General features: G+C 59.3%; 16 protein-coding genes. 9 read left to right on the top strand and 7 right to left on the bottom strand.

All coding sequences use genetic code 11. The annotated features are described in order from the left end of the window. Positions 1-189: 189 nt before the first annotated feature. Positions 190-684, bottom strand: coding sequence for a YqaA family protein (locus tag ACQ4MM_RS17825; protein WP_431478591.1), 495 nt, complete (start codon positions 682-684; stop codon positions 190-192). A gap of 138 nt (positions 685-822) precedes the next feature. Here ACQ4MM_RS17825 and ilvA point away from each other — a divergent pair, with 138 nt between their 5' ends. The 5 genes from ilvA to rapZ all read left to right on the top strand — a co-directional run bounded on the left by ilvA (position 823) and on the right by rapZ (position 5,785). Then, positions 823-2,355, top strand: coding sequence for a threonine ammonia-lyase, biosynthetic (gene ilvA, locus ACQ4MM_RS17820; RefSeq protein WP_431478590.1), 1,533 nt, complete (start codon positions 823-825; stop codon positions 2,353-2,355). A 190-nt stretch (positions 2,356-2,545) separates the two neighbouring features. After that, positions 2,546-3,379: an NADPH-dependent 7-cyano-7-deazaguanine reductase QueF gene (queF, locus tag ACQ4MM_RS17815; protein WP_431478589.1), complete on the top strand. Its 834-nt coding sequence runs from the start codon at positions 2,546-2,548 to the stop codon at positions 3,377-3,379. Positions 3,380-3,475: 96 nt separating this feature from the next. Further along, positions 3,476-3,958: a PTS sugar transporter subunit IIA gene (locus tag ACQ4MM_RS17810; RefSeq protein WP_028101575.1), complete on the top strand. Its 483-nt coding sequence runs from the start codon at positions 3,476-3,478 to the stop codon at positions 3,956-3,958. Positions 3,959-3,960: 2 nt separating this feature from the next. After that, the gene (gene hprK / locus ACQ4MM_RS17805) at positions 3,961-4,896 is read left to right on the top strand and encodes an HPr(Ser) kinase/phosphatase (RefSeq protein ID WP_028101576.1); all 936 of its coding nucleotides are present in this window, start codon (positions 3,961-3,963) and stop codon (positions 4,894-4,896) included. Between the two features lie 25 nt (positions 4,897-4,921). Next, entirely contained in the window at positions 4,922-5,785 is an 864-nt protein-coding gene (gene rapZ, locus ACQ4MM_RS17800) for an RNase adapter RapZ (RefSeq protein WP_431478588.1), read from the top strand. A 6-nt stretch (positions 5,786-5,791) separates the two neighbouring features. On the opposite strand, the gene ACQ4MM_RS17795 is transcribed toward rapZ, so the two are convergent. The 4 genes from ACQ4MM_RS17795 to ACQ4MM_RS17780 form a co-directional block, all read right to left on the bottom strand. Next, entirely contained in the window at positions 5,792-6,286 is a 495-nt protein-coding gene (locus ACQ4MM_RS17795; RefSeq protein ID WP_431478587.1) for an arsinothricin resistance N-acetyltransferase ArsN1 family B, read from the bottom strand. A 78-nt stretch (positions 6,287-6,364) separates the two neighbouring features. Then, complete coding sequence (locus ACQ4MM_RS17790) at positions 6,365-6,739, bottom strand: VOC family protein (protein ID WP_431478586.1); 375 nt, start codon at positions 6,737-6,739, stop codon at positions 6,365-6,367. 140 nt (positions 6,740-6,879) lie between these two features. Then, positions 6,880-7,113 (bottom strand): hypothetical protein, encoded by a 234-nt coding sequence (locus ACQ4MM_RS17785; protein WP_431478585.1) that lies wholly within the window; start codon positions 7,111-7,113, stop codon positions 6,880-6,882. A 29-nt stretch (positions 7,114-7,142) separates the two neighbouring features. Further along, complete coding sequence (locus ACQ4MM_RS17780) at positions 7,143-7,628, bottom strand: hypothetical protein (protein WP_431478584.1); 486 nt, start codon at positions 7,626-7,628, stop codon at positions 7,143-7,145. Between the two features lie 113 nt (positions 7,629-7,741). Here ACQ4MM_RS17780 and ACQ4MM_RS17775 point away from each other — a divergent pair, with 113 nt between their 5' ends. Genes ACQ4MM_RS17775 through ACQ4MM_RS17760 form a run of 4 tightly spaced genes read left to right on the top strand, consistent with a single transcriptional unit; the run spans position 7,742 to position 9,509 of the window. Then, positions 7,742-8,182, top strand: coding sequence for a hypothetical protein (locus ACQ4MM_RS17775; protein ID WP_431478583.1), 441 nt, complete (start codon positions 7,742-7,744; stop codon positions 8,180-8,182). A gap of 46 nt (positions 8,183-8,228) precedes the next feature. Beyond that, positions 8,229-8,558 (top strand): hypothetical protein, encoded by a 330-nt coding sequence (locus ACQ4MM_RS17770; RefSeq protein WP_431478582.1) that lies wholly within the window; start codon positions 8,229-8,231, stop codon positions 8,556-8,558. Continuing rightward, a complete protein-coding gene (locus ACQ4MM_RS17765) occupies positions 8,558-8,938 on the top strand; it encodes a DUF7674 family protein (RefSeq protein WP_431478581.1) in 381 nt (126 codons plus the stop codon). The genes ACQ4MM_RS17770 and ACQ4MM_RS17765 overlap by 1 nt, the downstream gene beginning before the upstream one ends. Before the next feature lie 13 nt (positions 8,939-8,951). Next, positions 8,952-9,509 (top strand): metal-dependent hydrolase, encoded by a 558-nt coding sequence (locus ACQ4MM_RS17760; protein WP_431478580.1) that lies wholly within the window; start codon positions 8,952-8,954, stop codon positions 9,507-9,509. A 97-nt stretch (positions 9,510-9,606) separates the two neighbouring features. Here the strand turns inward: ACQ4MM_RS17760 and ACQ4MM_RS17755 are convergent, their stop codons facing one another. Beyond that, on the bottom strand, positions 9,607-10,068 hold the full coding sequence (locus tag ACQ4MM_RS17755; protein ID WP_431478579.1) for an Lrp/AsnC family transcriptional regulator: 462 nt from the start codon (positions 10,066-10,068) through the stop codon (positions 9,607-9,609). Next, on the bottom strand, positions 10,065-11,150 hold the full coding sequence (locus ACQ4MM_RS17750) for an enoyl-CoA hydratase/isomerase family protein (protein WP_431478578.1): 1,086 nt from the start codon (positions 11,148-11,150) through the stop codon (positions 10,065-10,067). The genes ACQ4MM_RS17755 and ACQ4MM_RS17750 overlap by 4 nt, the downstream gene beginning before the upstream one ends. Between the last annotated feature and the right edge of the window lie 14 nt (positions 11,151-11,164).

Here is an 11,164-nt window from a genome sequence, read left to right as displayed (position 1 = left end):
GACGCTAGGACAGGCCATTCTATCTTATTGCGGCGCACAAGATGAAAACAGCCTTAGAGGCTAACGGGGTTCCGTTAACGTCAATCGACAGAACATTATATTGTTTCAACTAACAAACTCCGCCATTCATTCGAGACGATAAGCCCCTTTTGCCCCGAAATTTTGCCTCCGTGCTGCTATGCGGAATGTTTATCCGCCCAGCGCGTTGGCCAATGAGCGCCAGAACCCATCCGGCACATAGAGCAGCAAGGAGGTCATGGTCAGGTAGCGCGCCAGTTTGCCGAGCGCCATGTACATGACGGACGGCCAGAACGGCAGCTTCAGCCAGCCACCCAGCGTGCACAGGGGATCCCCGATGCCCGGCACCCAGGACAGCAGCATGGTCTTGGCCCCATGGTGCGCAAGCCAGCCGAACCAGCGGCTCGAACGTTCCTTGGTGAAGGCTTTCTTGGCGTAATAACCGATCCAGTAATCAACGATCCCGCCCAGCGTATTGCCCACGGTGGCCACCGCAATGGCCGGCCAGAACATTTGAGGGTTGGCTTTACAGACGGCAAAGACGGCAGGCTCCGAGCCCAGAGGTACCAATGTGGCCGAGACGAAACTGATGATGAACACCGACGTCAGCCCCACTTCTGGCGCCGCAATCAGGTCCAGCAGCCAGCGAATAGCGTTTTCAATCATGGGTCAATTATAATCATCCGTACCAAGCTCAAAGCACGTTAGACATCCTGCCACCCGCATACCCGCATGGCAGGCGTGCGCCTCCTCCGGTTACCCGCCGTTGTCAGTCTTTGCACCACACCTTTACTTTTGCAAATCATGACTATCGACTACCTGAAGAAAATCCTGACCTCCCGCGTCTATGACGTGGCCAATGAAACTCCGCTCGAACTGGCCCCGATTCTCTCGCAACGAATTGGCAACCAGATTTACTTCAAGCGCGAGGACATGCAGGACGTCTTTAGCTTCAAGGTACGCGGCGCTTACAACAAGATGGCGAATCTGAGCGACGCGCAACTGAAGCGCGGCGTCATTTGCGCCTCGGCCGGCAACCATGCGCAGGGCGTCGCCCTGTCCGCAGCCAAACTCGGTTGCCGCGCACTGATTGTCATGCCGGCCACCACCCCTATGCTGAAAATCGAATCCGTGCGTCGCCGCGGCGGCGCCAGCGTGGAAGTGGTGCTGCATGGCGAGTCCTATACCGACGCCTACAATCACGCGCTGCAGCTTGAGAAAGAGCAGAAGCTGACCTTCGTGCACCCGTTCGACGATCCGGAAGTGATCGCAGGCCAAGGCACGATTGCCATGGAAATCCTGCGCCAGCATTCCGGCCCGATCCACGCGATCTTCGTTCCAATCGGCGGCGGCGGCCTGATTGCCGGTGTCGCTGCCTACGTGAAGCAGCTTCGCCCGGATATCAAGGTGATTGGCGTGCAGACCATGGATTCGGATGCGATGGGCCGCTCCATCAAGGCGGGCGAGCGCGTGACCTTGTCCGATGTGGGCCTGTTCGCCGACGGGACTGCGGTACGCCTGGTGGGCGAAGAGACCTTCCGCCTCGCGCAGCAGTTTGTCGATGAAGTGATCGTGGTCGATACCGACGCGATCTGCGCGGCGATCAAGGACGTGTTCACCGATACGCGCTCGATCCTGGAACCCTCAGGCGCACTGGCGGTTGCCGGCGCCAAGGCTTATGTCGAACGCGCCGAGATGGGCAAGTACCCGGTGCGCGACGAAGCGCTGGTCACCATTTGCAGCGGCGCCAATATGAACTTCGACCGCTTGCGCTTCGTGGCGGAACGCGCGGAACTGGGCGAGTCGCGCGAAGCGGTATTCGCAGTGACCATGCCTGAACAGCGTGGCTCGTTCAAGCGCTTCTGCAGCCTGGTCGGCCCGCGCAATGTGACCGAGTTCAACTACCGCATCAGCGACCAGGAACAGGCACATGTGTTCGTGGGCGTGCAGATAGCCGATCGCAGCGAGTCATCGACGATTGCGCGGCGCTTTGAAGAGAACAACTTCAAGACGCTGGATTTGACGCATGATGAACTGGCCAAGTCGCACCTGCGCCACCTGGTTGGCGGCAAGAGCGTGCTGGCCAAGGATGAACTGCTGTACCGCTTTGAATTCCCTGAGCGTCCGGGTGCGCTGATGCGCTTCCTGGATTCGATGGCGCCGGAATGGAATATCTCCTTGTGCCATTACCGCTCGCAGGGCGGCGATGTGGGGCGGATCCTGATCGGCTTGCAGGTGCCGGCGCAGGACGCGGACAAGTTTGCGCAGTTCCTGGCGACGCTTGGGTATCGCTATTGGGATGAGTCGCAGAATCCGGTTTATAAGCTGTTCCTCTGAAACCGGTAAACCGGGGTCTGCGGCGCGGCCAACTGTTCTGGTTGTGCGCTGTTGATCTTTTCAATAAATCAAAAACCTGAAACCACCCCGCAGCCGCAAGACCGTTGGGGGGTCTGACCCTGCGGGTCAGACCCCGCCTTACCGGTTTTTGGTAAACTGGCAGGCCGTATCAAGAAAAGCCAGCACGCCAATGTCCAACCTCCCAGAACAATCCCCTCTCGGCAAAACCTCCGCCTACCGTACCGACTACGCGCCGGAGCTGCTGTTCCCGATCCCGCGCCAGGCCAAGCGTGATGAGCTGGGCCTGAAGGGCACCCTGCCCTTCTTCGGCGTGGATATCTGGAACGGCTACGAGCTGTCCTGGTTGAACATGCGCGGCAAGCCGCAAGTGGCGGTGGCCCGCTTCACCATCCCTGCCGATTCGCCAAACTTGATCGAATCTAAATCTTTCAAGCTTTACCTCAATTCCTTCAACCAGACCAAACTGGCCGGCCCCGACGCGCTGAAAATGCTGCTGCAGCAAGACCTGTCCGCCGCCGCCGGTGCCAGCGTGCAGGTCACCCTGACCATGCAGGAAGACTTCGAAAAGCTGGGAATGGGTGAACTGGAAGGCCAACTGCTGGATCGCCTCGACATCGACGTCGACAATTACTCGCCACAGCCGGAAACCCTGAAAGCCAACTTTGACGAACTGCCAGTAGAGGAAACCCTCTTATCCCACCTGCTGAAGTCGAACTGCCTGGTGACCGGCCAGCCCGACTGGGGCAGCGTGCAGATCAGCTACTACGGCCCGCAGATCGACCAGGAAAGCCTGCTCAGATACCTGATCGGTTTTCGGGAGCATAATGAATTCCACGAGCAATGCGTCGAACGCATCTTCACGGACATCCTGCGCCAGTGCAAGCCACAACATTTAACGGTATATGCGCGCTATACCCGTCGAGGCGGCCTTGATATCAACCCATGGCGCACCAACTTTAGTAGTGCACAGCGGCCGTCCAATCTGCGCAACGCCCGCCAGTAAAAGCTTTTTTCCACGTGGAAACATTGCGTGAATTTCGAGTTACACGGCTGAGAAACAAGCCTATAATGCGCTCGCTACTGCACATAATGTCGCGTCATGAATAACCTGAGCAAAATCCTTTCGCTAGAGAACGTCCAGCTCGACCTGGAAGTCTCCAGCAAAAAACGCGCCTTCGAGCAAGCCGGCCTGATCTTTGAGAACAACTGCGGCATCGCTCGCTCAACCGTATCGGACAACCTGTTCGCGCGTGAACGACTGGGCTCCACCGGTCTCGGTCACGGCGTCGCTGTACCGCACGGGCGCATCAAGGGTTCCAAGAGCCTGAAGGCGCCGTTGGCTGCCTTCGTTCGCCTGGCCGAACCGATTCCTTTCGAATCGCCGGACGGCAAACCTGTGAACCTGCTGTTTTTCCTGCTCATTCCAGACCACGTGACGCAGCAGCACCTCGAAATCCTGTCCGAAATCGCAGAAATGTTTTCGGACGACGCCTTCCGCCAGGCCCTGACGGAAGACCCGGACCCGAAATCGGTCTACAGCCGCATCGTCAACTGGCAGCCCAGCCTGCAAGCGGCGGGTTGAACATGCTGCAAACGCCGCTGACGATCCAGAGACTGTACGACGACAATCGCGAAACCCTGCAACTGGGATGGTTCGCCGGCTTTCCAGGCGGCGAGCGACTGATCTCCGGTGACGTAGCTTCCGCGGCCGACCAGGTTGGCCACTTGAATACGATTCACCCTGGACGCATCCAGGTGTTCGGCCACCAGGAAATCAATTACTACCAGCGCCTCAAATCGCTGACGCGCGCCCATGTGATCGGCGAGCTGATTGCAGGCGGCCCGCCGGCGCTGATCATCGCTCAGGGCCTCGAAACTCCGCCCGACATCCTGGCGATCTGCGACGAAAAGAATATCCCGCTGTTTTCCACGCCGCTGCCGGCGGCGCAGGTGATCGACTTCCTGCGCGTCTACCTGTCGAAGAAGCTGGCGCAACGCATCATCATGCACGGCGTGTTCATGGACGTGCTGGGCGTGGGCGTATTGATTACCGGCGACTCCGGCCTCGGCAAATCCGAGCTTGGACTTGAATTGATTTCACGTTCGCACGGCCTGGTGGCGGATGATGCGGTGGAATTCGCGCGTATCGCACCGAACATGATCGAAGGCCGCTGCCCTCCGCTGCTGCAAAACCTGCTGGAAGTGCGCGGCCTGGGACTGCTCGATATCAAGGCGATCTTCGGCGAGACCGCAGTGCGCCGCAAGATGCGCCTGAAACTGATCGTACACCTGGTGCGCCGCTCGGCGCTGGAAGAAGAAGTGGAACGCCTGCCGTTCCAGTTCCCAACCGAAGACGTGCTGGGGCTTCCAATCCGCAAGGTCGTGATTCCCGTTGCGGCCGGCCGCAACATCGCAGTTCTGCTGGAAGCCGCGGTACGCAACACCATCCTGCAATTGCGCGGCATCGACACGCTGCAGGAATTCATGGAGCGGCAACGCCAGGCCATGTCAGGTGACTGATGCCGACTAATGGTACTATCGCCACATGCGAATCATCCTACTCACCGGGATCTCCGGCTCTGGCAAATCCGTTGCGCTGAATGTTCTTGAAGACATCGGCTACTACTGCGTCGACAACCTGCCACCTGCACTACTGCCGGACCTGATCAATCGTCTCGCAATTGAGGGAACCGATGCATTGGCTGTCGCAGTCGACGCGCGCAGTGCCTCCAGCCTTGCCAGCCTGCCGGGCGAATACCGCAAGCTGAAAGAAGACGGGCACGAGGTAAAGGTGATCTTCCTCACCGCGAATACGCATTCGCTGGTGGCACGCTTCTCCGAAACCCGTCGCAGCCACCCGCTGTCGCACGAACTGGCCCCGGGCCAGAATCCAGCGGCACGCCGCACCCTGATCGAATGCATCGCCGAAGAACGCGAACGCCTGTCGGCCATCCAGCAGCTTGGCCACGTGATCGATACGTCGGAGATGAACGCCAACAAACTACGCGCCTGGATCAAAGACCTGGAGCATAGCGAGAACGCGCCGCTCACGCTGTTCTTCGAATCCTTCGCCTTCAAAGTCGGCGTGCCGCTCGATGCCGACTTCGTGTTCGACGTGCGCGCGATTCCCAATCCGTACTACGACCTCACCCTGCGCCCATTGAACGGGCGCGACGCGCCGGTGATCGCCTTCCTCGATGCCCAGGAAAGTGCGGAAGAGATGTTCCAGGATATCAAGGGCTTCGTCGCCAAATGGCTGCCGCACTTCAGGCGCGACAACCGATCGTACCTGACGGTAGCAGTCGGCTGCACCGGCGGCCAGCACCGCTCGGTATATATGGCCGAACGACTCGCGCGCCACTTCGCACCGACCGAGACGGTGGTGCTGCGTCACCGCGAGCAGTCGTAAGCCCGATTATTCCAGCCTTAGCTGCCAGTAGCTGACGTCGATCCAGCGGCCGAACTTGCGGCCGACCTCCTTGAAGGCGCCGACCGACTGGAAACCCATCTTCTCATGCAGTCCAACACTGGCCTCGTTGGGCAGTGCGACGCCGCCAATCACCAGGTGCACTCCGCTCTGGCGCAGCAGGTTGAACAAATGCTGGTACAGCTTGCGCGCGAAGCCTTTTCCACGCACCTCCTGATGCAGGTATATCGAACTCTCGACCGAGAAACGATAGGCCGAGCGTTCCTTCCATTTGCTGGCATACGCGTACCCGAGGATTTTTCCATCCTGCTCCAGCACCAGCCATGGCAGCTTGGATGAAATCACTTTCGTGATGCGGTTGGCCATATCGTCGATGCCGACTTCGGACTCTTCGAACGTGATGGTGGTAGTTGCGACGTAGTAGTTGTAGATTGCAGCGATGGCTGCGGCATCGGCCGGATGGGCTGAGCGTATGGTGGTCATTGAGCGCTTGGATAAAGTGGATGACCCAAGCATTACTGCAAGATGCGGGCCAGCCGCCGGCCAGCCCCGTGCACCAAATTAGTCCAGCCAGTGCACCACTTCGATCGTATGCTGGTCCGGATCGGTGATCATCGTCCCAAAATAGCGCTCGTTGACATCAGGACGCAGGCCCGGCGTACGCAAGGATGCAGCGCCTTGCGCCATGGCGTTGGCGTGGAAGGCATGCGTCGCCAGTTGCGATGGCGACTTGATGGCGATGTGGCCGCGCTGGCCGACCAGCGGCGCGTCGCCTTGCGCAGGATAGATGGCGAAGGCCCAATGGCCGTCGGCGCCGAAGATGGCCTGCTTGTCGTCCTGGTGCTGGACGCTGTAGCCAAGCGGCTCCAGGCAGGCTGTATAAAATTCCACCGCGCGCGGCAGGTCGTGGGTGGCGATGGATACGTGGTCAATCATGATGCTCTCCTGTCAAACAACGAGCGCTCATCTTAGGCAGTCCGCGCGAAACGATTTCCCGATTACGCATATGACAGTGGGAATTTTTTTCAATTGCCGATATACTAACATCCGCCATTATGCAGAAATTGATTTCGGTCTCACCGCAGCTGCCTGAAGGTGTCCGAGCCGACTTCATGGAACGGATCGAAACCACCACGCTGAAAGATGCGATCGACCACGCCGGTCAAACCGTCCAGGTTCAAGTCGGCGAGCACGCGTTGAATATTCCATGCGATGGCGTCAGCGAAAACAACTTCGCCAAGGTCAAATTCAAGGTCGAGCCGCATCAACTGAAGGTGCTTACATTCAAGTCCTGCGGCGTAAGTTTCCAATCCATTTTTCCCGAATGAAAATACACCAGCTATTTCTGATTGCGATGCTGGTCCTGCTTCCTGCAGTGCAGGCAGCCGGGCAGCATCACAAATACAATCTGGATTGGCCGCGCGCGGGCGAAGTCCTGACCTATCGGTCCTGCGGCTGCGCCGACTCCTGCTGGACTGCGGAACTCAGGAAGGGCAAGAAACTCAAGGCCCGCCTGCGGTGCGACTGCGAGAAGCTGTACTTTACGAAAGAGCTTGGGCCAGAGCAAAAAATCGCCGATAGCTGCGACGAGTTTCAACGCTGAAGACAAGATGGAATTGATCCCGCAACGCATGAAAGAGTTGGAGGAAACATGAGCTTGCTCGTCTTGCTGGCCGCCGCAGTCGCTTCCGCACCCGCCGATCCCGATCCAGCCTGGCGCTGCACCGCGAAGCACTACGGCGCCTTCGTTTCCCCATCCGGCGCCTCGGCCAAATGGCCCGTGCTGAAGGCCCTGCCGGAACATCTGCGCAAACAAGCGGTCCATGCTGCTCAACACATCGGGCGCCTATGCCGGCGGCAAATCACATGTGATGTACGCCGATACAAAGTCCGGCACCGCCTACATCGAGCAATCCTGCGGGCACCTTGGATTCGGTAGTGTTCTTCGGCCCTTTGCCAAAGATCGCCTGCGTCGATCCCGCAGCCACCGACATCCTCGATCTCGCGCACTTCTTCATGGACACCTACGCGGAAGACGTCACGGCAGGCGACCGCAAGGCGCTCGTCAACCGCTATTCCCGGCGCGGTACCATTTTCATTGGCGGCGAATGGAAAGAAGAGCTTACGTTCGACAAGCTGTCCAGCGAATATGCCAAAGGCTGGAAGCCGCCAGTCACATTCCGCTGGCAAGGCCTGGCATTTGAAAAGCTTGGCGACCAGTCGGTCATGGTCACTGGCGGTGTCGCACGCAGCGACCAAGCCGGCGCCGAGACCACATCCCATTCGTATGCTGCCCTGCTGGTCAAGGAAGATGGAGAATTGCGCATCCGCATGGAAAGCGGCGCACCGCCGGTCAGGCCCCAGCTCAGCCGCCGGTAACAATGAAATTTAATGCGGCACCGGATTTTTGATCTATTATCTGCATATGGCGATCTCATTACTGCTTGCAGCAGCGCTGGGCGCTGCACCCATCGAGCCGGAACCAATCTGGCGCTGCACGGCTGCGCATTACGCCAGCTTCGTGTCGCCGTCCGGCACCCGCGAAAAATGGCCTACCGTGCCGAAGCTTCCGGAAGCGCTGCGCGATACGCGTCACATGACGCTTAATTCGCCTGGAATGCTGCCTGGCGGCCGCGCGCACATGATGTACGTCGACAGTGCGGCCAAAGTCGTCTACATCCTGCAGACTTCCGGTCCGGCTGATTCCGAGGTCGTCTTCGGCCCGCTACCTGCGGTCGACTGCCCCAAAGAGTAATGCAGACCAATTCAGCGTTTTACCTGGCGGCCCGCGAGCGCTTCCCTGCACTAGCCCAGAAGGCCGATCGCAAATACCTCAAGTACTGGAACGAGCAGCCTCTCGCAGCAGAACCCTATAGCTGGTTCGAAAGCGCAGCCAATGCCCTGAACGATGACATGCAACGGGAAGACTCTCTCGTCGAGTGTTCCCAGTTCTTCGAGTTCGTCACGAATGTCTTCGCGTCTGCCAGCGAAGAGGTCAGGCAGTGTATCGACGTATCGTTTGTCGAAAACCTGTTCTGGCAAGTGCCACCAGCCAAGGCAGCGGCGTACTGGAGCAAGCTGCCGCCACCGCTACAGACACTGTACCTGGGCTTTCACAACAAGCCTCCAATTTAAGTTCTTCCGCACCATGCCCACTATCCTCACGCACCCAGCGATTCCGCTGGCACTTGGCGTCGTACTAGGTCCAAACCGCATTTCACGCAGGCTACTGTTGGCAGGCATGGCTGCATCCATCGTGCCCGACATGGACGTCATCGCGTTCAAGCTCGGAATCGAATACGCGAACCAGCTAGGCCATCGCGGCGCATCGCATTCGATTGCATTTGCACTGGCTTTAGGAATGCTGGCAGCGCTTGCTGCGCCGAAGTTGCAAGCGAAACGCTGGGTGGCCATGGCGTTCGTGTCCATCGCCTGCGTTTCGCATCCTTTGCTCGATATGCTCACGACCGGCGGTCTTGGTGCAGCAATCTGGTGGCCCTTCTCCGATCAGCGGCACTTCTTCCCGGTCCAGTTTATCCGCGTATCGCCATTAACGATGGGCCGCTTCCTGGGCCCCGCCGGCCTGACGGTAATCAAATCCGAGCTCCTATGGGTCTGGTTACCCTGCATTGCCGCGATGGCGGCCACGCTGGCAACCAGAGTCGGTGCCAGGTCTGTCATTCGGACAAAGGCACCGGATCTTTGATTAATCTCAATACGCGAAATCGACGAAATTCTCGCTTTGATATTTCTCAAATGATAGCGTTAGCTGTCCGAATGACAGACCTGGCACCGACTTAGCGTCAAAGGGTGAGCTTGGTCTCGAACTTTGAGCAGTTCATCGCGAACAGGCTCTTGACGTTGATGACGTTGTGGTGGGAGGTGAACACGCGGCGCGTGAAGGCGCTGTATTCTTCCATCGATTCCACCGTGACGATCAGGTGGAAGTCGAACTCGCCTGCCACCTCGTAGCACGACATCACCTCAGGCTCCGAGCGCATGCGATGCTCGAACTGCTTGAGAATGTCGGTATTCTGCTTCTCCAGTTCGACCGACACGAACACCGTCAGCGGCCGCCCGGCCAGCGCGCGGTCCACCAGCGCAACCGCTTTCACCAGCACGCCGTCGGCACGCAGCTTTTCAATGCGGCGCTGGCAGGTGGCGACCGATGAATGGACGCGCTCGGCTATCTCGCGCAGGGGCGTGCTGGCATCCTCTTGCAGGATATTGAGGATGCTGCGGTCGATCCGGTCCAATTCCCTCATGCGAGCTGCCGCAATGGATGCGCCCAGGCCGGCCAGCATGGTTCGAAGAAGCGCTCCACCATTGCGGGCGTGACTTCGGCCAGGGTCGCGGGATTCCACTTGGGCTGGTTGTCCTTGTCGATCACCAGGGCGCGCACGCCTTCGAAAATTTCTCCATGCTCGAAGTTGCGGCGCACCAGGTTACGTTCCATGCGCAGGCAATCAGATACGCCCAGCGCTGCGCCGCGCTTCAGCAGCTCGTGGGTCACGCTCATCATCAATGGCGAGCGCAGCTCCATTGCCTTCAGCGACTTTTGCGCGAAAGGCGCACTGTCGCCACGCAGCGATTCCATGATGGCAGCGACCGAACCCGCCGAGAAATGCTGATCGATCAGGGGGCGCTGCGCTTCCAGTTCGCTGTCGCCGGCGAAAGCGTTGTGCGGGCCGGAGAACACGGCGATCGCGTCGCGCAGGGTGCGGCCCGGCGTACGCTCGAATAGCTCGGCCAGGCCAGCCAGCTCGGTCTCAGGTACGAAGTAGTCGGCCAGGTCGAGGTAGAGCGCGTCGGCTGCGCCGACCGTCAGGCCGGTCAGCCCGAGCCACATGCCAAGCTGCCCGGGCGCATGCGACAGGAAATGGCTGCCGCCCACGTCCGGAAACAGGCCGATATTCACTTCCGGCATCGCCATCTTGGTGCGGCCGGTGACGATGCGCACGCCGCAGTCGGGCCCGCCCTGGGCGACACCCATGCCGCCGCCCATCACCACGCCATCCATCAGTGCCACATACGGCTTGGGATAGAAATGGATCAAATGGTTCAGCGCATATTCTTCGGTGAAGAAGTCCTCCAGCAAGGCGCTGTCGCCTTGCGGATTGGCGCGGCCGACGTCGTAGAAGAAGCGGATATCGCCGCCTGCGCACAGCGCGCGTTCGCTGCTGCTGCGCAGCACGACGGCCGCCACGGACGTATCGTCGCGCCACGCCAGCAGTGCCTGCGTCATCGCACGCACCATGCCGAGGGACAGTGAATTGAGGGCTTTGGGGCGGTCCAGCGTGATGAAGCCGGTGCCGTTGGAGATATGGGTGTGGACGTGTTCGCTCATGCAAATATTCTAAC

Source organism: Massilia eburnea, assembly GCF_050709955.1.
Taxonomy (GTDB): domain Bacteria; phylum Pseudomonadota; class Gammaproteobacteria; order Burkholderiales; family Burkholderiaceae_D; genus Rugamonas; species Rugamonas eburnea_A.
The sequence above is the reverse complement of the archived record's forward strand: the minus strand, read 5'-3'. Positions and strand labels throughout refer to the sequence as shown.

Bases quoted from the DNA above. Each gene is read 5' to 3' on its own strand.
- ACQ4MM_RS17790 (WP_431478586.1), bottom strand. From the start codon at position 6,739: ATGATTGACCACGTATCCATCGCCACCCACGACCTGCCGCGCGCGGTG.
- hprK (WP_028101576.1), top strand. From the start codon at position 3,961: ATGCTGCAAACGCCGCTGACGATCCAGAGACTGTACGACGACAATCGC.
- ACQ4MM_RS17760 (WP_431478580.1), top strand. From the start codon at position 8,952: ATGCCCACTATCCTCACGCACCCAGCGATTCCGCTGGCACTTGGCGTC.
- ACQ4MM_RS17765 (WP_431478581.1), top strand. From the start codon at position 8,558: ATGCAGACCAATTCAGCGTTTTACCTGGCGGCCCGCGAGCGCTTCCCT.
- ACQ4MM_RS17755 (WP_431478579.1), bottom strand. From the start codon at position 10,068: ATGAGGGAATTGGACCGGATCGACCGCAGCATCCTCAATATCCTGCAA.
- ACQ4MM_RS17770 (WP_431478582.1), top strand. From the start codon at position 8,229: ATGGCGATCTCATTACTGCTTGCAGCAGCGCTGGGCGCTGCACCCATC.
- ACQ4MM_RS17825 (WP_431478591.1), bottom strand. From the start codon at position 684: ATGATTGAAAACGCTATTCGCTGGCTGCTGGACCTGATTGCGGCGCCA.
- ACQ4MM_RS17795 (WP_431478587.1), bottom strand. From the start codon at position 6,286: ATGACCACCATACGCTCAGCCCATCCGGCCGATGCCGCAGCCATCGCT.
- ACQ4MM_RS17810 (WP_028101575.1), top strand. From the start codon at position 3,476: ATGAATAACCTGAGCAAAATCCTTTCGCTAGAGAACGTCCAGCTCGAC.
- queF (WP_431478589.1), top strand. From the start codon at position 2,546: ATGTCCAACCTCCCAGAACAATCCCCTCTCGGCAAAACCTCCGCCTAC.
- ACQ4MM_RS17780 (WP_431478584.1), bottom strand. From the start codon at position 7,628: ATGGACCGCTTGTTTGCGCAGATGTTCCGGCAGGGCCTTCAGCACGGG.
- rapZ (WP_431478588.1), top strand. From the start codon at position 4,922: ATGCGAATCATCCTACTCACCGGGATCTCCGGCTCTGGCAAATCCGTT.
- ACQ4MM_RS17750 (WP_431478578.1), bottom strand. From the start codon at position 11,150: ATGAGCGAACACGTCCACACCCATATCTCCAACGGCACCGGCTTCATC.
- ilvA (WP_431478590.1), top strand. From the start codon at position 823: ATGACTATCGACTACCTGAAGAAAATCCTGACCTCCCGCGTCTATGAC.